The 23064-nt window shown below is 67.3% G+C and carries 16 protein-coding genes and 3 rRNA genes; 10 read left to right on the top strand and 9 right to left on the bottom strand.

The window, feature by feature from the left end; translation table 11 throughout:
• The first annotated feature begins 402 nt into the window (after window positions 1–402).
• Window positions 403–2112: a glucuronyl esterase domain-containing protein gene (locus ACQPWW_RS33510; protein WP_433127792.1), complete on the top strand. Its 1710-nt coding sequence runs from the start codon at window positions 403–405 to the stop codon at window positions 2110–2112.
• An 82-nt stretch (window positions 2113–2194) separates the two neighbouring features.
• On the opposite strand, the gene ACQPWW_RS33505 is transcribed toward ACQPWW_RS33510, so the two are convergent.
• On the bottom strand, window positions 2195–2857 hold the full coding sequence (locus ACQPWW_RS33505; RefSeq protein WP_433127791.1) for a hypothetical protein: 663 nt from the start codon (window positions 2855–2857) through the stop codon (window positions 2195–2197).
• A gap of 170 nt (window positions 2858–3027) precedes the next feature.
• Between ACQPWW_RS33505 and ACQPWW_RS33500 the strand changes: the two genes are divergently transcribed.
• The 3 genes from ACQPWW_RS33500 (at window position 3028) to ACQPWW_RS33490 (ending at window position 7522) form a co-directional block, all read left to right on the top strand.
• On the top strand, window positions 3028–4245 hold the full coding sequence (locus tag ACQPWW_RS33500) for a HupE/UreJ family protein (protein WP_433127790.1): 1218 nt from the start codon (window positions 3028–3030) through the stop codon (window positions 4243–4245).
• Window positions 4246–4389: 144 nt separating this feature from the next.
• Complete coding sequence (locus tag ACQPWW_RS33495) at window positions 4390–6363, top strand: fibronectin type III domain-containing protein (protein ID WP_433127789.1); 1974 nt, start codon at window positions 4390–4392, stop codon at window positions 6361–6363.
• A 118-nt stretch (window positions 6364–6481) separates the two neighbouring features.
• The gene (locus ACQPWW_RS33490) at window positions 6482–7522 is read left to right on the top strand and encodes a WxL protein peptidoglycan domain-containing protein (protein WP_433127788.1); all 1041 of its coding nucleotides are present in this window, start codon (window positions 6482–6484) and stop codon (window positions 7520–7522) included.
• A 4-nt stretch (window positions 7523–7526) separates the two neighbouring features.
• Here ACQPWW_RS33490 and ACQPWW_RS33485 read toward each other — a convergent pair whose 3' ends face one another.
• On the bottom strand, window positions 7527–7652 hold the full coding sequence (locus ACQPWW_RS33485) for a hypothetical protein (protein WP_433127787.1): 126 nt from the start codon (window positions 7650–7652) through the stop codon (window positions 7527–7529).
• A 37-nt stretch (window positions 7653–7689) separates the two neighbouring features.
• On the opposite strand from ACQPWW_RS33485, the gene ACQPWW_RS33480 reads away from it, so the two are divergent.
• The gene (locus ACQPWW_RS33480; protein ID WP_433127786.1) at window positions 7690–8661 is read left to right on the top strand and encodes an NADP-dependent oxidoreductase; all 972 of its coding nucleotides are present in this window, start codon (window positions 7690–7692) and stop codon (window positions 8659–8661) included.
• 4 nt (window positions 8662–8665) lie between these two features.
• On the opposite strand, the gene ACQPWW_RS33475 is transcribed toward ACQPWW_RS33480, so the two are convergent.
• From ACQPWW_RS33475 to ACQPWW_RS33450, 6 genes are all read right to left on the bottom strand, one after another.
• Window positions 8666–9259, bottom strand: coding sequence for an HAD family hydrolase (locus tag ACQPWW_RS33475; protein ID WP_433127785.1), 594 nt, complete (start codon window positions 9257–9259; stop codon window positions 8666–8668).
• Window positions 9260–9286: 27 nt separating this feature from the next.
• A complete protein-coding gene (locus ACQPWW_RS33470; RefSeq protein WP_433127784.1) occupies window positions 9287–10540 on the bottom strand; it encodes an RNA polymerase sigma factor in 1254 nt (417 codons plus the stop codon).
• A 2-nt stretch (window positions 10541–10542) separates the two neighbouring features.
• Entirely contained in the window at window positions 10543–10884 is a 342-nt protein-coding gene (locus ACQPWW_RS33465) for a YciI family protein (protein WP_433134734.1), read from the bottom strand.
• 107 nt (window positions 10885–10991) lie between these two features.
• On the bottom strand, window positions 10992–12179 hold the full coding sequence (locus tag ACQPWW_RS33460; RefSeq protein WP_433127783.1) for a low temperature requirement protein A: 1188 nt from the start codon (window positions 12177–12179) through the stop codon (window positions 10992–10994).
• Between the two features lie 94 nt (window positions 12180–12273).
• Window positions 12274–13332: a tryptophan--tRNA ligase gene (gene trpS, locus ACQPWW_RS33455; RefSeq protein ID WP_433127782.1), complete on the bottom strand. Its 1059-nt coding sequence runs from the start codon at window positions 13330–13332 to the stop codon at window positions 12274–12276.
• Window positions 13333–13599: 267 nt separating this feature from the next.
• On the bottom strand, window positions 13600–14070 hold the full coding sequence (locus tag ACQPWW_RS33450) for a PRC-barrel domain-containing protein (protein ID WP_433127781.1): 471 nt from the start codon (window positions 14068–14070) through the stop codon (window positions 13600–13602).
• 223 nt (window positions 14071–14293) lie between these two features.
• Here ACQPWW_RS33450 and ACQPWW_RS33445 point away from each other — a divergent pair, with 223 nt between their 5' ends.
• The 5 genes from ACQPWW_RS33445 to ACQPWW_RS33425 all read left to right on the top strand — a co-directional run bounded on the left by ACQPWW_RS33445 (window position 14294) and on the right by ACQPWW_RS33425 (window position 21135).
• Window positions 14294–14548, top strand: a complete 255-nt coding sequence (locus tag ACQPWW_RS33445; RefSeq protein WP_433127780.1) for an SCO4848 family membrane protein — start codon at window positions 14294–14296, stop codon at window positions 14546–14548.
• 711 nt (window positions 14549–15259) lie between these two features.
• Window positions 15260–16774 (top strand): 16S ribosomal RNA (locus ACQPWW_RS33440).
• A 378-nt stretch (window positions 16775–17152) separates the two neighbouring features.
• A 23S ribosomal RNA gene (locus tag ACQPWW_RS33435) occupies window positions 17153–20264 on the top strand.
• An 83-nt stretch (window positions 20265–20347) separates the two neighbouring features.
• A 5S ribosomal RNA gene (rrf, locus tag ACQPWW_RS33430) occupies window positions 20348–20464 on the top strand.
• The 16S, 23S and 5S rRNA genes sit together here, the layout of an rRNA operon.
• 404 nt (window positions 20465–20868) lie before the next feature.
• Window positions 20869–21135, top strand: coding sequence for a hypothetical protein (locus tag ACQPWW_RS33425; RefSeq protein WP_433127779.1), 267 nt, complete (start codon window positions 20869–20871; stop codon window positions 21133–21135).
• A gap of 91 nt (window positions 21136–21226) precedes the next feature.
• Here ACQPWW_RS33425 and ACQPWW_RS33420 read toward each other — a convergent pair whose 3' ends face one another.
• On the bottom strand, window positions 21227–23041 hold the full coding sequence (locus ACQPWW_RS33420) for a VanW family protein (RefSeq protein WP_433127778.1): 1815 nt from the start codon (window positions 23039–23041) through the stop codon (window positions 21227–21229).
• Between the last annotated feature and the right edge of the window lie 23 nt (window positions 23042–23064).

Below are 23064 nucleotides of genomic sequence, written 5' to 3'. Positions count from 1 at the left end.
GCCAAGAGAAGATGGTCCCGCGCGGTCCTCGAAAGGTTTCCGATATTCGGGGCGCTGTCGCTGCTGCGGAGCTGGTGTGCGTCCGAACCTCCGGCGGTCAGGTCGCGCGGAGTCGCGCCGTGCTGGTTGGCTGCCGAACCCTCCATGAGCTGCCGAAAGTTTCGGAAATTCATTGACGCGTAGCGATGGCCATGCGCAGACTTGGCGTGGCTGGCATTCGTGATCATCGATCACGCTTCGTTCCTTCCCACCACCACCCTCGGAAGGAGAGCCCTGGTGACCATCCACTCGGGCCGTTCAGGGATCCGGCCCACCGTCGTCGCGCTGGCCGTAGCAGCGCTCACGGTCGGATCCGCATCAGTAGTAGCAGGAACGACAGTCGCGCAGGCTGCCCCCGGCGTCATGGCCGCCGCGACGGTGGAGGACGAGGGCGCCGACTGCGCGGTCTCCGGCCTGCCCGACCTGGGTTCGCTGCCCACCAACGCCAAGCTTCCCGATCCGTTCCGGAAGCTGAACGGAGCGACAATCACCACCAGGTCCGACTGGCGCTGTCGCCGGGCGGAGATCAAGGAGTTGGCGGAGAAGTTCGTCTTCGGCGAGAAGCCGGCCCGGCCGGCCACCGTCACGGGGACGGTCTCGAACACCACAATCAATGTGAACGTGTCGCACAACGGCCGGAGTTCCAGCTTCTCGGCGCGGGTCGAGCTGCCGAGCGGCACCGGCCCGTTCCCGGCTGTCGTGGTGGTGGGTGGGTTCGGCGCGGACACGGCCACCATCAAGGCCGCTGGCGCCGCCGTCATCAGCTACGACCCGCTGGCCGTCGGCCGCGAGGGCACACCCCGGAACAACAAGCAGGGCGCGTTCTACAGCATCTATGGCTCGTCGAGCAGCACCGGCCTGCTCGCCGCCTGGAGTTGGGGCGTGAGCCGGATCATCGACGTGATCGAGCAGTCCGGCAACGGGCTCCTCAAGCCCGACGCGATGGGCGTCACCGGCTGCTCGCGGTACGGCAAGGGAGCCTTCGCGATCGGCGCGTTCGACCAGCGCATCGCCCTGACCATGCCGATCGAGTCGGGCAGCGCGGGCGTGCCCATCTTCCGCGGCATACCCGGGGAGGGCGCCCAGAGTCTCAGTAGCGCCTACGGCGAGCAGCCGTGGTTGGGTGACGCGTTCGGCTCCTTCACCGGCAACCCCAACCGACTCCCGGTCGACACCCACGAGATGGTCGCCATGGTCGCGCCGCGCGGGTTGTTCATCATGGACAACCCGCACATCGCCAACCTTGGCCCCCGGTCGGCGAGCGTGGCGGCCCTGGCCGGCGCGGAGGTCTACCGGGCGCTCGGGGCCGGCGACAACATCACCTACTGGTCCGACGTGCAGGACGGCAGCCACTGCGCGAACCGCCCCGAGTGGCGTACCCCGCTCCAGAACAACATCCGGAAGTTCCTGTTGAGGACGGGCAACGAGCCGGGTGTGATGCGGATTTCCAGCAGGGCGCTCGGCCGGTTGGCCGACTGGCGGGACTGGCCGACCCCGGTCCTGACAGACGGCCCGACGACGCCGCCTCCGACCACGCCGCCGCCCCCGACGACGCCGCCTCCGACGACGCCGCCTCCGACGACGCCGCCTCCGACGACGCCGCCTCCGACGACGCCGCCTCCGACCACGCCGCCCCCGACGACCCCGCCTCCGACCACGCCGCCGCCCCCGACGACGCCGCCTCCGACGACGCCGCCTCCGACGACGCCGCCTCCGACGACGCCGCCTCCGACCACGCCGCCCCCGACGACCCCGCCTCCGACCACGCCGCCGCCGACGAATGGTGGTTGTGCGGCGACGGTGTCGATCAACCAGTGGGCCGGCGGCTTCGTCGCCACGGTGCGGGTGACCGCCGGCGCCACGCCGGTCAACGGGTGGACCGTCACGATGACCCTGCCGTCGGGCGCCAGCATCACCGGTGTCTGGAGCGCCAACCGCAGCGGCGACACCGGCACGGTCCGGTTCACCAACGTCGCCTACAACGGTTCCGTCGCGGCTGGGCAGTCGACCGAATTCGGCTACCAGGGCACCGGCACCGGTGCGGGGATGACGCCCACCTGCTCGACCCTCTGACCCAGTAGGCCCGGTGCGGAGGTCGCACGACCTCGCACCGGGCCCTGCCGACAGCGGGGCGGACAGCCCCGATCCTCCGCCGTCAGAGCCAGACCACGATCCCGGTCAGGTCGTTGAGGACCGCCGCCACGCCCGCCCGGATGGCCGCCGCGCAGCGCTCGGCGGTGAACGACTTCGGGTCGTACGTCGAGGACATGCCGAGCCCTTCTCCGCGGAACGACGCGCCTTCCCAGTCGACCGCTGTGACGTTGTGGGTGGGCTCGGCGAGCTCGGCGCCCACCACGAGGAACTTCTCGTCCAGGTGGTTCGGGGTGACCAGGGCGAGGGGATCGATGAGGTCTCCCCCGGCGCTGACGATGAGATCCGGGTTCATCTCCATGGCCCTGGCGATGCTGGGAACGGCATCGTGGGCATTGCCGACGACGATCGTCCGGAGATCCGCGTGCTCGTCGTCGGCCCACTCCCGTACGGCCGTCACGAGCGCCTTGGTCGGGTCGTCGGCACCGGCGGTGAGCAGGACGACCCGGTAGTCCCTCGGCGGATGGACCCCCGCCCACGAGCCGGGTCGCGGCGTGATCGTCGCCTCCGGAGCGGGGGTGGTGGAGGGGTCGACGAATCCGGGGCCGAGAGTCCCCACGGCGCTGGGCGCGGGGTGCGGCTGTGACCAGTCGTCGCCGGAGTTGCAGGCGGTGACCAGCGCGGCGGTCGCGGCCAGCATGGCAACGGCCCGAAGCGGGGGGCGCAAGGTGGTCGTCCTTTCGAGTGGTGGCGGCAGCTTCGTATTCCTATCTCAATTCCCTGCGCCGTTTATCTGCGCGCGACCGTTCGGGGCCTTTGTTCTCCGGCGGTTCGTCGGCACGCGGGCTGGTGTTCACCCGCGCCATGCAACGTGCACTGGCCAACCGAGGGAGCCGCATGTTGGGGCGCGTCCGCCGTACCGTTATCGTCACCGCTGTCGGGATTGCCGCAGTGGTGCTTCCATTTTTGGGCGCCGGAACGGCATCCGCACACGGGTTTTCGTCGACTGTGTACGCGAAAATAACGGCCGGAGACGAGGGTCACATCCGTACGGCGATGGACCTCGAATACGACCTTCTCGTCGTGTCCGCCGCGGATGCGGTCGACGACGATCCGCTCTTCCAGACGGGCACTGCCGCCTTCGATGCGGGCGACAGCGACGCCCAGGCCGCGGCACTGAAGAGCCACTCGTCGACGGTCCTCAGATATGTCTCCGACCGGTTCTCGGTCACCGCGCGGGATGCGGCGTGTCGGCCGACCCAGGTGGGCGACGCGACGATCGGCGAGCGCGAGGGCGTGCCGTACGCGAATCTGCTGCTCGACTGGACCTGCCCCGAACGGGTCGACGAGCACGAGGTGCGCAGCGCGCTGTTCCCGGACGACGAGGGGTACGTCAAGGGCACCAAGACGATCGTCACGTACGAGATCGACGGCCGTTCGGGCAGTGCGGCGCTGGACAGCGCCAACCCCACCTTCTCGACCGGGCAGGCCTGGTACGAGCGGTTCGGGGAGTTCTTCCTGCTGGGCGCCGAGCATCTGCTGTCCGGGATCGACCACATCCTGTTCCTGCTGGCGCTCATCGCCGGCTCGCGGCGGCTGCGGGAGATCGTGCTCGCGGCCACCAGCTTCACCCTGGCGCACTCGGTGACGTTCATGCTCGCGGCCCTCGGGCTGGTCGAGGTGCCGGGGGCGATCGCGGAGCCGGTCATCGCGTTGTCGATCGCCGTCGTCGCCGGTTGGCACCTGTGGGGAATCTGGCGACGCGGCGCGCACGCGACCGACCTGGAGACGGCGGGGGCCGGTCACTTCAGCCTGGACCGGGCCGGCTGGATCCGGCTCGGTGTGGTGTTCTGCTTCGGTCTCGTGCACGGCCTGGGCTTCGCTGGCGCGTTGGGCATCGACGAGGCCTGGTCGTGGACCCTGCTGTGGTCGCTGCTGGTGTTCAACATCGGCATCGAGGTCGTTCAGTTGACGATTATCGCGGTGGTCTTCCCGCTCCTGCTCGTCCTGCGGCGGCGTGCGCCGAAAGCCGGCATCTGGGCGACCGGGGTTGTTTCCGCAGCCGTGTCCGTCATGGGGCTCATCTGGTTTGTGCAGCGCGTTTCCGGGTCCTGAGTAAGGCTAAGTAGTTCGCGAAGTGCAGGCTTTCGCAAGATCACGTTCATGGTCGGTTCATCAGGCGGCGAAAGCGTGGATTTACTTCCCCGGCGTCGGGTGAAGTCACCATCCATTTCTCTATTTGAAAAGGGAACAATGTCGATGACATTGAGCACCTCGACACGGGCCCCCGGGCTTGTGCGGCGGCGCGTGGTCGCCGGGGTCGCAGCCGGCTTCCTGGGAATGGGCGCGGCCCTCGGCAGCGGCCTCACGGCCACTGCCAGCGCGGCCGAGCCCACCACGATCACCGGCGTGATCCTCGGCGTCGGCGCCAACGAGACCCAGCGGATCGTGAGCTGGTACTCCTCCGCGGACACCGCGCAGAAGATCCAGCTCGCCCCGACCGCCGAGATCGTCAACGGCGAGTTTCCGGCCAGCGCCGTCAGCTTCGACGCCGTCGGCGCGGCGAACACCTCCACCACCGGGTTCAACCGGCACGCCACGATCAGCAACCTGCGGGAGAACACGGCGTACTCGTACCGGGTCGGCGACGAGGGCAGCTGGTCCCCGGCGTACGCCTTCAAGACCCAGGACTTCGAGGGCGACTACGACTTCCTGTTCTTCGGTGACCCGCAGATCGGTTCCTCCGGTGACCGGCTGAAGGACCAGGCCGGCTGGGAGGAGACCCTGAAGGTCGCCACCGGGGCCAACCCGAACGCCGAGCTGCTGGTCTCCGCCGGTGACCACGTGGAGAGCGCCAACGACGAGGGTCAGTGGACCTCGTTCCTGGCCCCCGACACGCTGCGCCAGTACCCGCTCGTGGCCACCATCGGTAACCACGACGTCGGCGGCAAGTCCTACGAGCAGCACCACTTCACCCCGAACACCGACCGGTCGGCCCAGTACTACAGCGGCGACCAGGCGACCCGGTCCGGCGGCGACTACTGGTTCATCCACAAGGACGTGCTGTTCATCGACCTGAACAGCAACAGCTACGCCAACCCGGCGGACGGCTCCGCCGGCGGCGACGCGGCGCACGTCGCGTACGTCACCGACGTGATCAACAAGCACGGCTCCGAGGCCAAGTGGAAGGTGCTGGTCTACCACCACTCCATCTACTCGCCGGCCACCCACGCGACCGACACCGACAACAAGCAGCGTCGGGAGGACTTCACCACGGCGTTCTCCAACCTCGGCGTCGACATGGTGCTCCAGGGTCACGACCACAGCTACTCCCGTAGCTACTCGATCAAGAACGGCCAGAAGGAGAACCCGGCCGAGCAGCCCGGCGCTGCCGACGTGTTCCCCGGTCCGGGCGGCGTCATCTACGTGACGGCGAACTCGGCCTCCGGCTCGAAGTACTACGACATCAAGAAGCCGGACACCTCCGGCACCGGCATCCGCGGCAACGGCCCGGACCCGCTGGACCCGGGCAAGTACTGGTACAACTCGACCCAGAACCAGGAGCACGTCCGCAGCTACGTCAAGGTGCAGGTGCGCGGCGACAAGCTGGTCCTGGCCAACGTCCGCAGCGGCACCTGCGCGGCGCCGAACGCGGCAGTCGAGAAGGGCCTCTCCTGCGTCAACACCCCGGACGGTCAGCCGATCGGCTCGGTGACCGACAAGGTCACGGTGCACCCGTACCACGGTGACGGTCAGGCCATCCAGGTCAACGTGCCGAACCCGGCTCCGGGCGAGTTCGGCTGGACGATCGACGGCTACAACGGCCTTGTCGACCTGGGTACCGCCCAGGAGCGCGACGGCACCTTCTTCGGGGCGGCCGGCAAGATCAACCCGATCCTCGTGTCGGACAGCCGCCGTTCGCTCGCCCCGTGGTCGATCTCGGCCAACGTCGGCGACTTCCAGGACGCCGACAAGAAGTTTTCCGGCTCCTACCTGGGCTGGACCCCGTACGTGCTCGACGGCGGCGCGGGCGCCGAGGCCGGCGCCCCGGTCCTGTCGTCCTTCGACGACCAGGGCAAGGGCCTCTCGGTCTCCAGCGCCCTCGCCGCTGCCGCGCAGGGTCACGCGCGGGGCGGCGCCCGGCTCGGTGCCGACCTGGATCTGAAGATCCCGGACAGCATCGCGAAGGGTAGCTACCGCACCACGCTCACGATCACCGCGCTGAGCAGCTGACCGAACCGTTCCATCGGGCGGGGTAGGCACCTTCGGGGGCCTACCCCGCCACCCATTTGCCATCCTTCCAAGATCACCTCAGGGATCCGACATGTACCCGTCCGTAACACGCTGGAAGATGCTCGTTCGTACCACCGCGCTGTCAGTGCTCGCCGCCGTCGCGACCGTCGGCGTCGGCGCCGGCCCCGCCCTGGCGGCGGACGGCAACGTCGCCTGGACGGTCCGCACGGCCTCCAACGGCTACGGCGAGGCTCGGTCCAGTTACAGCTACAACGTCAACCCCGGCGGCGCCGTCGAGGACGCCATGGTGGTGGCCAACCGCGGCAAGGCGCCGCTGACCCTGTCCGTGTACGCCGCCGACGGCTTCACCACCGACGCGGGCCAGCTCGACCTGCTCACCAGGGACGCCAAGTCCGTCGCGATCGGCGCCTGGGCGAAGCCGAAGGCCGGCAGCGTCGTGATCCAGCCCGGGAAGACCGCGCAGGTTCCCTTCACGGTCAGCGTCCCGGACAACGCCACGCCCGGTGACTACGTGGGCGGGATCCTCACCACGCTCACCCAGGGCGACCAGGCCGAGGGCATCAACGTCGACCGGCGCCTGGGCATCCGGATCAAGCTGCGGGTCGGCGGCGAGCTGAAGCCGAACCTCGCGATCGAGGACCCGCACGTGACGTACGCCGGCTCGGCCAACCCGTTCAGCAAGGGCGACGCCACCGTCACCTACCGGATTCACAACGTCGGCAACGCCGCGCTCTCCGGGCAGCAGGCGGTATCGGTCTCGGGGCCGTTCGGCGTGCTGCGGGTCCGGGCGAAGGACATCGCCGCGCCGCCGGAGCTGCTCCCGGGTGAGAGCTGGGACGTGACGGTGCCGATCGCCGGGGTCGCCCCCGCCGTCTCGCTGGCCGCGACAGTGACCCTCACCCCGCTGCTCACCGACGCCTCCGGCTCGACCACCTCGCTCAAGCCGGTCCAGGCCACCGCGCACGGCTGGGCGCTGCCGTGGACGGTGGTGCTGGCGCTCGTCGTACTGGTCGCCGCGGCTGTCGGCGCGTACCTGTACCGCCGCCGCAACCGGACGCAGCGCAAGGCGCGCGAGGACGCCCGCGTACGCGACGCCGTCGCGCAGGCGCTGCGTGGCCAGGAGCCGCAGACCTCCTGATCGCTCAGCCGGAGGCGGCCGACGGCAGCACCGCCCGGTTGGCCCCCTCGGGACGCACCCGGCGTGGGCGGTCGCCCTTGTGGGTGAACGGCACTCGGCTCCGGACCACCCCCCGTCCCCGAGCCGGCATGCTGCGACGGTGACGCCGGCACAGAGGGGGAATCCAGATGGTTGACGGGGATGTGCCAGAGCGGATGCAGGCCGCGGCACTCGACGAGTTCGGCGGGCCGGAGGTGATCACCCTGCGGAAGCTGCCGATCCCGCAGATCGCCGACGACGAGGTGCTGGTCAAGGTCCTGAGCGCCGGCGTGGGGGTGTGGGACGTCTACGAGCGGCAGGGTGTGCTGGTGCCGGAGGGCTCCGCGCTGCCGATCGTGCCCGGCTCCGACGGTGCCGGCACCGTCATCGCGGCTGGCAAAAAGGTGTCAAACGTCGTGGTCGGCGAGCTGGTCTACGTCTCCGCCACCACCCGCCCGAAGGGCGGCTTCTACGCCGAGTACGCGGCGGTCAAGGCGGACTACGCGGCGAAGGTGCCCGATGGCGTACCGGCCGAGCACGCCGGGGCCATGCCCACCGACGCGTTGACCGCGCTCGCCGGGCTGGACACCCTCAGCCTGTCGGCCGGCGCCTGGTTGCTGATCTTCGGTGCGAGCGGCGGTCAGGGCCACCTGGCCGTGCAGTTGGCCAAGCGGCAGGGCCTGAACGTGATCGCCGTGGCGTCCGGGTCGGACGGCGTCGCGCTGGTGACCCGACTCGGCGCCGACGTGTCCCTCGACGGCCACGGCGACATGACCGAGGTGCTGGCCCGGATCCGGGACGCGGCGCCGGCCGGGGTGGACGCCATCCTGGCGATGGCCGGCGGCAAGACGCTGGACCGGCTCACCGAGGCGCTGACCGACGGCGGCGTTGTCGCGTTCGCCCACGGGGTGCGGCCGGAGCCGCAGGAACGGCCGGGTGTGGTGGTCCGGGCGTACGACGGCGAATCGAGCCCCCGACAGTTGCAACGCCTCAACGAACTCATCGAGGCCGGCCCGTTCGTGGTGCACGTCGCGCAGACGTACCCGCTGGGCAAGGTGCGGGAAGCGCACCAGCGTCTGGCGTCCTCCTACCCGGGCAAGCTGCTGCTGACGGTGGCCTGAGACCTCAACGCGGCGTGCGCTGTTGCGGCACGCGTACCGATGCCATGCCGGCCGCGGTCGCGGCCTGGATGCCCAGGTCGGTGTCCTCGAAGACCAGGCACGACCCCGGGGGTACGCCGAGGTGCTCCGCCGCGAGCAGGAACGCCTCCGGGTCGGGCTTGGCCCGGGTGTAGTCCTCGGCGCAGACCAGCACGTCGAACCGGTCCAGCAGGCCGAGCGCGTCGAGCGAGGCGGTGACCGAGGCGCGGGTGCTGCCGGAGACGACGGCGAACGGGACCCGCCGGTGGGCGTCGTGGATGTGCGCCACCACCTCGGGTACGGCGGCGAGCTGCGGCAGCAGCTCCTCGTAGTAGCTCTCCCGGCGCTCGACGACTGTCGCCACCGGCATGGCCAGACCCTGCTGCTCGTTCAGGGCGACGATGATGTCGGCGGTCGGCCGGCCACCCCACGCGTAGAAGAGGTCCTCCGGGAACTCGCAACCCCACTCGTGCAGGGCCCGCTGCCAGGCCAGGTAGTGCAGCGGCATCGAGTCGACGATGGTGCCGTCGCAGTCGAACAGGTACGCCGCGAACTCACCGGCTGGCAGAGGCAGAGTCATCGGGGAAGGGTACAGCGGCACCCCCGTTCAGTCTTCGGTGACGGACGCCAGCCGGCGCAGCAGGTGGGCCCGTTCCGGCTCGGTCCCGACCAGCGCCAACGCGCTGCGGTACGCCGCCGCGGCCTCGTCGTCGCGACCGAGTCGGCGCAGCAGGTCCGCCCGGGTGGCGGGATAGAGGTGGTAGCCACGCAGCCGCGGATCGTCGGCCAACTCGTCGAGCAGGGCGAGCCCGGCGTCCGGCCCGTCGCGCATGGCCACGGCGGCGGCCCGGTTCAGTGCCACGACCGGTGAGGCGACCATGCCGAGCAGCACGTCGTAGAGCGCCACCACCTGGGGCCAGTCGGTGCTTGTCACGTCGGCGGCCTCGTCGTGCAGCGCGGCGATGGCGGCCTGCACCCCGTACGGCCCGGGTGCCGGGCCGGTCAGCGCGACGACCACCAGCGCCCGCCCCTCGTCGATCATCGCGTGGTCCCACCGGCCGCGGTCCTGGTCGTCGAGGAGGACCACCGCGCCGTCCGGACCGGTGCGGGCGTCCCGCCGAGCATGGACCAGCAGCAGCAATCCGAGCAGACCGGCGACCTCCCGTTCGGCGGGCAGCAGCCGGCGCAGGATCCGGGCCAGCCGGATGGCCTCCTCGGCGAGGTCGGTTCGCTGGAGAACCGGGCCGGTGCTGGCGGCGTACCCCTCGGTGAAGACCGAGTAGATGGCCTGGAGCACCGTGGGCAGCCGGGCGGGCAGCTCGTCGACGCCCGGCACCCGGAACGGGATGCGGGCGTCGCGGATCTTCCGCTTGGCCCGGACGAGTCGCTGCGCCATTGTCGCGGGCGGCACCAGGAACGCGCGCGCGACCTCGGTCGTGGTCAGGCCGGCGAGGAACCGCAGGGTGAGCGCCGCACGGTCCGGCCCGGCCAGGGCCGGGTGCGCGCAGGTGAAGAAGAGCGCCAGTCGGTCGTCCGGCAGGTCCCGGTCGGTGTCGGCGGGTGGGGCGGGATCGGCCCGCTCGGCCTCCGCCCGGAGTACGGCGAGCCGCGTCGCCAGCACCCGGTCGCGGCGTAACCGGTCGACGGCTCGGCGGCGGGCCGTGGTCAGCAGCCAGGCGCCGGGCCGGCTCGGGACGCCGTCGGTCGGCCAGTGCACGAGTGCCGCCTCGATCGCCTCGGAGGCGACCTCCTCGGCCAGGTCGAGGTCGCCGAAACGGTGCACGAGCGAGGCGAGCAGCCGGCCGTGCTCCTCCCGGAACACCGCCTCCACCGACCCGGCTGCCGCCTCTCCGCTCGCCACGGTCAGACCTCGACCTCGATCTCGGCGACCGGACGCACCTGCACCGACCCGTTGCCGGTGGCGCCGGGGCTGCGGGCGGCCCACTCCAACGCGACGTCGAGATCCGGCACGTCGATGATGTCGTACCCGCCGAGCACCTCGCGGGTCTCGGCGAACGGCCCGTCGGTGATCGTGCGTTCGCCGTCCGGGCCGACCTGCACCGTCGTGCAGGTGGTCAGGTCCTGCAACGGGTGCCCGGAGACCCAGATCCCGGCATCCTTCATCGCCTGGTCGTAGCGGATCCAGTCCTCGACGGTGCACCCGTTGCCGGCTTCGTCGTTCGCGGGGCTCATGAACAGCAGCATGTACTTCACGTTTCGGCTCCTCTCGGTGCGGCCGGGTTGCCGTACAGCATGACGACGGTCGAGGCCCGGCGATATCGACACGGCCTGTCAGGTTTTTCCGGCCGGGTTCACGAGGCCGAGTCGCGTCGGTCCACCCGTCCCTCGAACCAGGTGACAGCGATCAGGAGGACGGTCAGCAGGGCGAGCGCCGCCAACGGGGCCAGAGATCGGCCGACCGGCAGCAGCGCGACAGGCAGCAGCGCGGCCCCGACCTGCGTCGCGTCGACGGCGCCGACGGTCAGTCGGCGGAAGACCAGCCTGCTGCTCAGGTAGAGGGCCGCGCCCCCGTACAGGGCGGTGGCGGCTACCCAGCCCAGCGGCTCAGCGGGGGACGCCTCCCCGCTGAGCCGATCGATCACCTCCTCGATGCCGAGCGCCACGAAGATGGCACCGATGATCAACGGGGAGTGCCCGAGGCCGTACGCGTCGCCGGCCACGCCGACCCGGCGCTCATCCGGCACGGCGCCGATCGCAACCCGTGCGGCGGGCGCCAGCCGGTCGAAGTACAGGCACCACAGGCAGACAGTGCTGGTGAGGCCGAGCAGCGCGGCCGCCATCGCCGCACCGGGCGGCGCCATCGTCCGTGGCCCCGCGCCGGCGGAGATCAACGACTCGCCCAGCGCGATGATGAGCACCAGGCCGAACCGCTCGGTGAAGTGGTCCAGGCTGCGCAGTTGCCATGGCCGGAAGGTGGACGCGACCCGCGCGCCCCCGATGTCCACAAGCAACGCGGCCGTCCAGAGCACCGTCTGGGCCGTGCCGCCGAGCAGTGCGCCGCCGATCAGCGGGAGCCACGCCAGCACCACCGGGACGCTGAAGAAACGCAGCGTCGAGCGCAGCGGCGGATTCGTCGCGCTCACCCAGAACAGGATCACGAGCTGCACCGCCCGGACGACCACGTAGGCCAGGGCGAGGGTCAGTGGCGGGTCGAGGAGTTCCGGTTCCTGCCGCCACGCGTCCGGCAGCACCAGCGCGGCCACGAAGATCGCCGCCATCGCGACGAGGGTCGCCCCGCGGACCAGGCCGACGTCCGCGCGGACCAGGTTTCCCAACCAGGTGTACGGCCCCCAGGAGTAGAGCAGCAGCAGGAGGAGCAGCAGCCCCTGGGCCAGGGTGAGCGCGGTCGGCGAGCCGGCCATGAACGTGATGACCCGGGTGAGCGCGAAGACGAAGACCAGATCGAAGAAGATCTCGAACATCGTGGTCCGGTGCGTCTGCGCGGCCGGCACCGGACGAACGCCGAAAATCCCCTTCATCAACGCATTCTGCGCCAGATTGGCCGGCGATTCATCCGCTCTCCCCGCCGAGCGTCGCCGAGGAGAGCGGATAGAACCGACCGGGTGCCCCGCCTCAGGCCGAGGCGTCGGTCCGCCGCCGGCTCCGCTCAGCCCGCCGCCGCACCTGCTGGTACGCGCCGGTCAGCCCCATCGCCCGGCGTACCTCGACCAAGGTCTGGCGTACCTCCTGGCGGGTCCGCTCCGTGCCCTCGACGATCAGCCGGTCCACCAGCCCCCGGTCCGCTTCGATCTCGGCCCGGCGCTCCCGGATCGGCGTCAGGAACCCCTCCAGCGCGACGACCAGCCGTTCCTTGACCTCCACGTCACCGACCCGCCCGGCCCGGTAACGCCGGGCCAGGTCGGCCACCTCGTCCCGGTCCGGATTGAAGACCTCGTGGTACGCGAAGACCGGGTTGCCTTCCACAGTGCCCGGCACGTCGGCCCGCACCCGGTTCGGATCGGTGTACATGCCGAGCACCTTGCGACGCACCGTCGCCGCATCATCGGAGAGAGCGATGGTGTTCCCTCGACTCTTGCTCATCTTGGCCGCCCCGTCGGTGCCCACCAGGCTCGGCGTGTCCGCCGCGATCAGCTCGGGCACCGGGAAGACCGGGCCGTACAGATGGTTGAACCGCCGCGCTATCTCGCGGGTCACCTCGACGTGCGCCGCGTTGTCCCGACCGACCGGGACCACCTCGCCCTTCACACAGAGGATGTCCGCGGCCTGGAGCACCGGATAACCAAGCAGTCCGTACGGCATCTCCTCCTTGCCGGCATCGCGGGCCATGTCCTTGAGCGAGGGCACCCGTTCCAGCCGGGGAACGGTCACCAGGTTCTGGAGCAGGGTGTTGAGGTCACCGACCTCCGGGATGGCCGACTGGAGGTAGAACGTGGCCCGCTCCGGGTCGACGCCGGCGGCGAGGATGTCGGTGACCATCTCCCGGGCGTTGCCGGAGACCTGGTCGATGTCCTCGCGGCGGTTGCGCGTGGTGAGCATGTGCAGGTCGGCGATGATGAAGAAGCTCTCGTAGCGCCGGTGCAGCCGCACCCGGTTGGCGATACTGCCGACGTAGTGGCCGAGGTGCAGGCGGCCGGTCGGCCGGTCGCCGGTGAGCATTCGTGCGACGGACATGGTGATGCCTCTCGTATCCGAAGGTGGGTCACGCGTGGGCGCGCGCCGAGCGGGGCAGGTCGGCCCCCTCGGTCAGCGGGATCGGCTCAGCGAGCCGTCCGCCATCGCGCGCCGGCGCGGAACCGCAGACCACCGGCACGGAGGACGTTCAGGAGTTGCTCACGGCCGTCGCCGGAGCTGGTGGGGACGCCGGGCTCTGCACCGAGCCGGAGGCCGTCGACCACGTCGACCGCCTCCGTTGCGCAACTGCCCGTCCGGACCACGGCCTCAGATTACCCGCGGGACGGCGCCGGCCGGGGGAAGGTGACCGTCGGCGTAGTAGCTGCCGACGCGTTCCCGGTACTCCGGGTCGGCCGGATCCGCATCGAACGGTGGAGCGTCCTTGATCTGCTGCTTGGTCCGGTCGACGTGCACGACGCGTTCCTGGTGATCGACCCGCTCCACCGTGCCGGCCGGCAGCAGCACCTTCTGACCGAAGATCCAGGGGCCGGTGTCCACCACCAGGTACCCGGCATCCGCCTCGTCGCTCGCCTCGTCGATGGTGCCGATGCGCCCGTCACTCGCCTGCACCTGGTAGCCCACCAGGTCCACAGGCGTGCCGGGGCCGGGAGCGTCCGGACCGTCGTGGCCACGGTGCTGGCCTTCCCGCGGGGTGACCGACGGGGTGGTCTCGGTGTATCCGCCAGCCAGAGCCGACGGGTCGCGCCAGGCCCAGGGATTGAAGATCGAGGGTTGCATGGGACACCTCCGGGGGACGGTCCTCAACTGTCCTGTTTCGAAGTGCCCACCAAGCTGGTGTCGAAAACGGATCGATGGGGGCGACCTCGTCGCGTCTCCTGCCACCGCAGGTTGGTGGCCGGACGGTTGTTCGGCTTCCGTGCCCGCTTGGTGGCGGGTGGGTGTTCGGCCGGCGTGTTCACGAACGGCCAGGTGAACAGCGGCGCTGGCATACTCGGCTGCCATGGTGCTGTCGCGAGGGTGGGCTGTCTTCCTGGTCGGGGTCGGGGTCTGGACCTGGGTGATCTGGCCGAGGTTCGCGGTCGCCATCTGGCAGGACCCGAGGTCCTGGACGTCCGGCACCGTCGCTGAAGGCCCCGCCACCAGCTTTCTGTGGGTGCACGCGCTGTTGATCGCAGCGTCGATGGCAATCGGGACGACAGCCGGTGTCCTCGGCATCCGGGCATGGCTCGCCGCCCGTCGGCAGCGGGCCTCCTGACTCGTTCGCCCTGGTGGCAGCGCCGAATCCGGGGCCGAGCGGGCGGTCCAACGGGACCGGGCAGTCGGTCGGCGACGCAAGTGTGACGGGCGCCGCTACCCGCGGATTTGACGATCAAACCCGCAGACGCGTAACTTTCTCTCTGCCAGCGCGGAACGGGGCAAACGGGACGGAAGTCCTGAGGCACCGAAACGAACTGGCAGCCGGGTCACGGAGGGGTTCGCTCCTTCGAGACACGGTCCGGGCGGGGCTCGCCGGATCGGCCGCGAGGCGGATTTGGTGCAGCGGAACCGACCGGGTAAGGTTCACGACCGGCAGGGAACCGGGCGCGACTGTGGGAGACCGCAGCGGCCGGCCTGCCAAATCCGACGACCTGACACAGCGGTTCGCTGCTGGGTGAGTGCGGCGGTGCCTACCCGTACGAAGCATGACAGACCGGGACACACGGTTTGACACAGCCAAGACGGTGAGGTAACGTAGTAAAAGTGCCCAGCGCGAGAGCGGCGGGCACGCGGAACGAAAAGCCCCGGTTGGGGTTCCACTGAGGTGGGGCTTCTGGTCGGTGTGTGGTTGTTCTTTGAGAACTCAACAGGGTGCTTGTAAAGCCAGTGCCAATTATGATTTATACCCCGGACTGGTCAGTTTTTCTGGCTGGTTGGGATTCCTTTGGCAACATTTGTTTGTTGTCAGGATGCTGTTCAACATAGTTTTTTGTTGGAGAGTTTGATCCTGGCTCAGGACGAACGCTGGCGGCGTGCTTAACACATGCAAGTCGAGCGGAAAGGCCCTTCGGGGTACTCGAGCGGCGAACGGGTGAGTAACACGTGAGCAACCTGCCCCAAGCTTTGGGATAACCCTCGGAAACGGGGGCTAATACCGAATAGGACTTCCGGCCGCATGGCTGGGGGTGGAAAGTTTTTCGGCTTGGGATGGGCTCGCGGCCTATCAGCTTGTTGGTGGGGTGATGGCCTACCAAGGCGACGACGGGTAGCCGGCCTGAGAGGGCGACCGGCCACACTGGGACTGAGACACGGCCCAGACTCCTACGGGAGGCAGCAGTGGGGAATATTGCACAATGGGCGGAAGCCTGATGCAGCGACGCCGCGTGAGGGATGACGGCCTTCGGGTTGTAAACCTCTTTCAGCAGGGACGAAGCGAGAGTGACGGTACCTGCAGAAGAAGCACCGGCCAACTACGTGCCAGCAGCCGCGGTAAGACGTAGGGTGCGAGCGTTGTCCGGATTTATTGGGCGTAAAGAGCTCGTAGGCGGCTTGTCGCGTCGACCGTGAAAACTTGGGGCTCAACCCCAAGCCTGCGGTCGATACGGGCAGGCTAGAGTTCGGTAGGGGAGACTGGAATTCCTGGTGTAGCGGTGAAATGCGCAGATATCAGGAGGAACACCGGTGGCGAAGGCGGGTCTCTGGGCCGATACTGACGCTGAGGAGCGAAAGCGTGGGGAGCGAACAGGATTAGATACCCTGGTAGTCCACGCTGTAAACGTTGGGCGCTAGGTGTGGGGGGCCTCTCCGGTTCCCTGTGCCGCAGCTAACGCATTAAGCGCCCCGCCTGGGGAGTACGGCCGCAAGGCTAAAACTCAAAGGAATTGACGGGGGCCCGCACAAGCGGCGGAGCATGCGGATTAATTCGATGCAACGCGAAGAACCTTACCTGGGTTTGACATGGCCGCAAAACTGTCAGAGATGGCAGGTCCTTCGGGGGCGGTCACAGGTGGTGCATGGCTGTCGTCAGCTCGTGTCGTGAGATGTTGGGTTAAGTCCCGCAACGAGCGCAACCCTCGTTCGATGTTGCCAGCGCGTTATGGCGGGGACTCATCGAAGACTGCCGGGGTCAACTCGGAGGAAGGTGGGGATGACGTCAAGTCATCATGCCCCTTATGTCCAGGGCTTCACGCATGCTACAATGGCCGGTACAATGGGCTGCGATACCGTGAGGTGGAGCGAATCCCAAAAAGCCGGTCTCAGTTCGGATCGGGGTCTGCAACTCGACCCCGTGAAGTCGGAGTCGCTAGTAATCGCAGATCAGCAACGCTGCGGTGAATACGTTCCCGGGCCTTGTACACACCGCCCGTCACGTCACGAAAGTCGGCAACACCCGAAGCCGGTGGCCCAACCCTTGTGGAGGGAGCCGTCGAAGGTGGGGCTGGCGATTGGGACGAAGTCGTAACAAGGTAGCCGTACCGGAAGGTGCGGCTGGATCACCTCCTTTCTAAGGAGCACCTTCACCCGAAAGGGTGCAAGGAGCCCGCGGCCCACGAATGTTGGGTCGGGGTGCTCAGATGGCGGAGACACTGGCAAGTTTTGCCCTGGCAACGGCCGGCGGCGCCTAGTACAGCCACTCTTCGGGGTTGGTGGGAACGGTTGCTTCTGGTGCGGCTGGGGGGGAATGTAAGCACCCTGTTGGGTCCTGAAAGAACAACCATGGGTTGTTGTTTCAGAGCCTTGAGTGTGGCGTGAGCGTCGCACGAGGTTGCCAGGCATGGCCTGGCCTCACATACCGATCACTGTGGTGGTGCTGGTGTGGGGCGGATCGGGTTGTGGGTTGGTCGTTTGTTGAGAATTGCACAGTGGACGCGAGCATCTTTGTGGTCAAGTTGTCAAGGGCGAACGGTGAATGCCTTGGCACCAGGAGCCGATGAAGGACGTGGGAGGCCGCGATAGGCCTGGGGGAGCTGTCAACCAAGCTGTGATCCCAGGGTGTCCGAATGGGGAAACCTGGCACCAGTCATGTGGTGTCACCCACACCTGAACACATAGGGTGTGTGGAGGGAACGCGGGGAAGTGAAACATCTCAGTACCCGCAGGAAGAGAAAACAATTTAGTGATTCCGTGAGTAGTGGCGAGCGAAAGCGGATCGAGGCTAAACCGGCTGCGTGTGATACCTGTCAGGGGTTGCGTGGTCGGGGTTGTGGGACCCTGCTGAACAAGCTGACACTTGTTCGAGAAGTTACAAAGTCAGTGGCTAGTCGAACAGTCTGGAATGGCTGACCGTAGACGGTGAGAGTCCGGTAGGTGAAAGTTGCTGACCTTCTGTGGGTGTTCCCGAGTAGCGGCGGACCCCTGAAATCTGCCGTGAATCTGCCAGGACCACCTGGTAAGCCTAAATACTTCCTGGTGACCGATAGCGGACAAGTACCGTGAGGGAATGGTGAAAAGTACCCCGGGAGGGGAGTGAAATAGTACCTGAAACCGTTCGCCTACAATCCGTCGGAGCCTTGCGGGGTGACGGCGTGCCTTTTGAAGAATGAGCCTGCGAGTTAGTGGCATGTGGCGAGGTTAACCCGTGTGGGGGAGCCGTAGCGAAAGCGAGTCTGAATAGGGCGATTCAGTCGCGTGTCCTAGACCCGAAGCGGAGTGATCTAGCCATGGGCAGGCTGAAGCGCGGGTAAGACCGCGTGGAGGGCCGAACCCACCAATGTTGAAAAATTGGGGGATGACCTGTGGTTAGGGGTGAAAGGCCAATCAAACTCCGTGATAGCTGGTTCTCCCCGAAATGCATTTAGGTGCAGCGTCGCGTGTTTCTTGCCGGAGGTAGAGCACTGGATGGTCTAGGGGGCCCACAAGCTTACCGAAATCAGCCAAACTCCGAATGCCGGTAAGTGAGAGCGCGGCAGTGAGACTGCGGGGGATAAGCTTCGTAGTCGAGAGGGAAACAGCCCAGATCACCAGCTAAGGCCCCTAAGCGTGTGCTAAGTGGAAAAGGATGTGGGGTCGCATAGACAACCAGGAGGTTGGCTTAGAAGCAGCCACCCTTTAAAGAGTGCGTAATAGCTCACTGGTCAAGTGGTTCCGCGCCGACAATGTAGCGGGGCTCAAGCACACCGCCGAAGCTGTGGCATTCACATTTTATCCTCGCTTGGACTTGATTCCTTGTGCAGGTGTGTGGATGGGTAGGGGAGCGTCGTGCCGCGAGTGAAGCAGCGGGGTGACCCAGTTGTGGACGCGGCACGAGTGAGAATGCAGGCATGAGTAGCGAAAGAAGGGTGAGAAACCCTTCCGCCGGATGACCAAGGGTTCCAGGGCCAGGCTAATCCGCCCTGGGTGAGTCGGGACCTAAGGCGAGGCCGAGAGGCGTAGTCGATGGACAACGGGTTGATATTCCCGTACCCGCGAAAGAGCGTCCCTGACGAACCTCGTTGTGCTAACCACCCGAACTTGGTGAGGTCTTCGGACTGAGCTGAGGGAGGCTGGGAACCTGATGGGTAGTAGTCAAGCGATGGGGTGACGCAGGAAGGTAGCTGAGCCCGGCCGGTGGTTGTGCCGGGGTAAGCGTGTAGGCCGTGTTGTAGGCAAATCCGCAACACACATAGGCTGAGACGTGATGCCGAGCCGATTCAGGTGAAGTCAGTGATCCTATGCTGCCGAGAAAAGCCTCTAGCGAGTTCTTAGCGGCCCGTACCCCAAACCGACACAGGTGGTCAGGTAGAGAATACCGAGGCGATCGGGCGAACTGTGGTTAAGGAACTCGGCAAATTGCCCCCGTAACTTAGGGAGAAGGGGGGCCGGAGACGTGAAGCCCCGCGCGGGTGGAGCGTTGTATGGCCGCAGAGAGCAGGGGGAAGCGACTGTTTACTAAAAACACAGGTCCATGCGAAGAAGTAATTCGATGTATATGGACTGACGCCTGCCCGGTGCTGGAACGTTAAGGGGACCTGTTAGCTCTTTCGGGGGCGAAGCGGAGAACTTAAGCGCCAGTAAACGGCGGTGGTAACTATAACCATCCTAAGGTAGCGAAATTCCTTGTCGGGTAAGTTCCGACCTGCACGAATGGCGTAACGACTTCCCCACTGTCTCAACCACAGGCCCGGCGAAATTGCAGTACGAGTAAAGATGCTCGTTACGCGCGGCAGGACGGAAAGACCCCGGGACCTTTACTATAGCTTGACATTGGTACTCGAATTAGCTTGTGTAGGATAGGTGGGAGCCGGTGAAGTCCATACGCCAGTATGGGTGGAGGCAATCTTGAAATACCACTCTGGTTGATTTGGGTATCTAACTTCGGACCGTTATCCGGTTCAGGGACAGTGTCTGGTGGGTAGTTTAACTGGGGCGGTTGCCTCCTAAAAGGTAACGGAGGCGCCCAAAGGTTCCCTCAGCCTGGTTGGCAATCAGGTGTTGAGTGCAAGTACACAAGGGAGCTTGACTGTGAGACTGACAGGTCGAGCAGGGACGAAAGTCGGGACTAGTGATCCGGCACTTGCGAGTGGAAGCGGTGTCGCTCAACGGATAAAAGGTACCCCGGGGATAACAGGCTGATCTTCCCCAAGAGTCCATATCGACGGGATGGTTTGGCACCTCGATGTCGGCTCGTCGCATCCTGGGGCTGTAGCAGGTCCCAAGGGTTGGGCTGTTCGCCCATTAAAGCGGTACGCGAGCTGGGTTTAGAACGTCGTGAGACAGTTCGGTCCCTATCCGCCGTGCGCGTAGGATACTTGAGAAGGGCTGTCCCTAGTACGAGAGGACCGGGACGGACGAACCTCTGGTGTGCCAGTTGTCCTGCCAAGGGCACGGCTGGTTAGCTACGTTCGGAAGGGATAACCGCTGAAAGCATCTAAGCGGGAAGCCTGCTTCAAGATGAGGTATCCCACCCACCTTGGTGGGGTAAGGCCCCCAGCTAGACGACTGGGTTGATAGGCCGGAAATGTAAGCCCGGTAACGGGTTCAGTTGACCGGTACTAATAGGCCGAGGACTTGACTACTAAGCTGCTACGCGTCCACTGTGCAACTCTCGATAAACGAACAACAGACCACTGTGTGGTGTTGTTTGACATGTCGATAGAGTTACGGCGGTCATGGCGGAGGGGAAACGCCCGGTTACATTCCGAACCCGGAAGCTAAGCCCTCCAGCGCCGATGGTACTGCACTCGTGAGGGTGTGGGAGAGTAGGACGCCGCCGGACAATCTTTCCAGAAAGGGTCACCCAACAGGGTGGCCCTTTCTGCGTTTCCGCAGGCCCTCGTCCCGGCGGAGCGACCACCACTCCACCACTCCACCACTCCACCACTCCACCAGGCCATCGGCGGCCCGCGCCGACCACCGGCCGCCCTGCGCCGCCCGATCCGCCGGGACGCCGACGCCCTGGGCTGATCGACTCGGATTCCTGGAAACCGGGGCATCAACAGGTAGGGGACGCCCCGATATCCCGGAAACCGAGTCGATCAACCACAGACCAGGCGGGCGATGAGCGCTACGCGCCAGGCCGCGGTGAGCGCTAAGCGCCCGGCCCGCGATGGGCGGCGTGGGCCTGTCCGGAGGAGGGCGCAGCCTTCCCCGGGTAATGACGCCCGCGGCTAGGCTCGGCGTGTGGCAGACGTCCTGATATTCCTGGTGTTCGCGGGATGCGTGGCGGCGGTTCTCGGGATCCTCTGGTGGCTCGCGTCCCGGGTGCGCAGTCGTGGCATCGGTGGCGAGGTCATGGGCCCGTTCGAGGAGATATGGCATCCGGCGGCACACCGGTTCCGGGCCGAGATCCGGGTGCAGGAATCTCGGACGGTGCCGACGCCACCACAGGGTGGCAGGCGCAACAGGCGCGGCGACATCGCCGCCGAGCCAACCCCAGAGCAGGGCTGACCCCAAGCAAGCCCAACCTCAGACCTGGGGATGAAACCCAGAGCGGGCCGGGTTAGACCCCGGGCCTGGGTAGGTCCCAGAGCCGGTGAAATCAGGAGGGCTTCGGACCGCAGACGTAGCGGGGTTCCGCGTCGTAGCGCCAGGTGAACTTCTCCCGCTTGACCACCGCGCCGGCTTTCTTGATGACCCGGAAGGCGTCCTGGGTGAAGCCGTTGATGCCATTGGTCTCGATGCACGAGGGGCCGGGCTCCAGGTGGATCAGCTTTGGCGCGGTGATGTTGCGACGCGGCCCGTACTCCGTCTTCACGCTGTCGTAGATCTTCGTGCTCCAGATCGACACGGTGATCGTGCTCGACGTGTACGAGGTGTCGATGAGGACGCCGTACTCGGTGTTGTTACGGAACTTGAAGTCCAGGTCCGGCCAGAAGATCGTCGACTCGATGACCGCCGGGTAACGGTCGAACCAGTACGAGTGGGGCTTGTGTTCGACGTCCTCCAGCCCGGCGTAGTAGGTCGCGTTGAACAGTGTCGTGGTGAACTGTGAGGTGCCGCCGCCGACGCCCGGCACGAGCTTGCCGCCGAGGATGACCGGAGCGTCCCGGTAGCCCTGGGCGTAGCCGCGCTCGCCGGTGTGGCCGTTCAACGAGAACGTCTTTCCGGGCAGGACGACAGCGCCGTCCACCTGCTTTGCGATGGTCGCGATGTTCTGGCTGCGCGACGAGGCCATGCCGCCGGTGAAGCGGGTGGTGAAGGTGGACACCCGCTCCTTGATGCCCAGTCCGGCCAGCTTCTCGACGGTCAGCTCCGGTGGCGTCGGCTTCAGCTCACCGGTCACCTCGCGGCCGTCGGCCTTCGGGAGTACCGCCAGTAGGTCCCGACCCAGGGTCGCCGTGTCCAGCTGCTGACCCGGTCGCCCTTCGGTGGTGGTGGGCCGGCCACCGGAGATGGTCATCGTGGCGTTCTTCGGCGGCACCTCGATGGCGGCCAGGGTGTTGCCGAGCGCCGCCCGCAGCCGCTTGACGTCCACCGATGGGGTCAGCTTGCCGGTCTTGTCGGCGGTGAATCGCAGGCTCTTCGCGATGGCGGCCGGCGGGATCTGCGCCGAGCCCTTGTCGGTACGCAGGGTGACCGGTGCGGCGACCGCCGGCTTGGCCAACTCGGTGACCAGCCGGTCCAGCTCCTCCGGGGTGGTCGCCGGGTGGCTCTCCACCAAGGGCACGGTGACCGGGGTGCCGGCCAGCCAGCCGGCGCGAACCACCTCGGCCGAACGTTCCGGGTCCAGGGCCAACCCCGGCTTGGGCTGCACGACCTTCGGCGTGGTGCCCTGGTAGGTGATTGCCGGCATCGTCATCCCCTGGGCCTGGTCGCCGAGCACCCTACGGAGGGCGTCGTCCAACCGGGCCACGTCGACGGTGACCACCGGGTCGACAGTGCGGGAGCCGACCAGGCGGCTGACCGGGTGCGCGTCGGCCGCAGCCGCTGCCGCGACCGTCGCCGGCACGTCGACGACCAACCCCACATCGGCGGGGTTGATCTCGGCGGTCCGCCCGTCGATGGTGATCTTCAACGGGCCGGCGAGAGCCGCCGCCCGCCGGTCCAGCTCCGCCCGCAACTCCCGATCGGCGTCCGCGCGGCTCCGGCCGCCCAGCTCGGTGCCGAGCACGGTGGTGCCGCGGGGAACGTCACCGGCATAGGCCCAGGCCCCGGCACCCGCCACGGCGGCGAGCACGCCACCGGTGACGCCGGCGGCGAGCAGCATCCGGACCCGGCGGGGCCGGCTCGGGCCGCCCGCCGGCTCGCCGGGCGCGGAGGTCGTCACCGGTCCGTCGTCCGGCCAGGTGACAGCGGTGACCTGCACGGTGGGCCGGTCGTCGGCGGGGGGACTCTTTTCGCCGTACAGCGTCACTGCAACCTCGATCGCCAGGGTGC

Source organism: Micromonospora sp. CA-240977, assembly GCF_050942285.1.
Classification (GTDB): domain Bacteria; phylum Actinomycetota; class Actinomycetes; order Mycobacteriales; family Micromonosporaceae; genus Micromonospora.
This window is presented reverse-complemented; position numbering and strand designations above follow the sequence as displayed.

Coding starts and splice junctions, on each gene's coding strand:
- ACQPWW_RS33510 (WP_433127792.1), top strand. CDS start 403: ATGGCCGCCGCGACGGTGGAGGACGAGGGCGCCGACTGCGCGGTCTCC.
- ACQPWW_RS33500 (WP_433127790.1), top strand. CDS start 3,028: ATGTTGGGGCGCGTCCGCCGTACCGTTATCGTCACCGCTGTCGGGATT.
- ACQPWW_RS33495 (WP_433127789.1), top strand. CDS start 4,390: ATGACATTGAGCACCTCGACACGGGCCCCCGGGCTTGTGCGGCGGCGC.
- ACQPWW_RS33490 (WP_433127788.1), top strand. CDS start 6,482: ATGCTCGTTCGTACCACCGCGCTGTCAGTGCTCGCCGCCGTCGCGACC.
- ACQPWW_RS33485 (WP_433127787.1), bottom strand. CDS start 7,652: ATGCCGGCTCGGGGACGGGGGGTGGTCCGGAGCCGAGTGCCGTTCACC.
- ACQPWW_RS33480 (WP_433127786.1), top strand. CDS start 7,690: ATGGTTGACGGGGATGTGCCAGAGCGGATGCAGGCCGCGGCACTCGAC.
- ACQPWW_RS33475 (WP_433127785.1), bottom strand. CDS start 9,259: ATGACTCTGCCTCTGCCAGCCGGTGAGTTCGCGGCGTACCTGTTCGAC.
- ACQPWW_RS33465 (WP_433134734.1), bottom strand. CDS start 10,884: ATGCTGCTGTTCATGAGCCCCGCGAACGACGAAGCCGGCAACGGGTGC.
- ACQPWW_RS33460 (WP_433127783.1), bottom strand. CDS start 12,179: ATGAAGGGGATTTTCGGCGTTCGTCCGGTGCCGGCCGCGCAGACGCAC.
- trpS (WP_433127782.1), bottom strand. CDS start 13,332: ATGTCCGTCGCACGAATGCTCACCGGCGACCGGCCGACCGGCCGCCTG.
- ACQPWW_RS33450 (WP_433127781.1), bottom strand. CDS start 14,070: ATGCAACCCTCGATCTTCAATCCCTGGGCCTGGCGCGACCCGTCGGCT.
- ACQPWW_RS33445 (WP_433127780.1), top strand. CDS start 14,294: ATGGTGCTGTCGCGAGGGTGGGCTGTCTTCCTGGTCGGGGTCGGGGTC.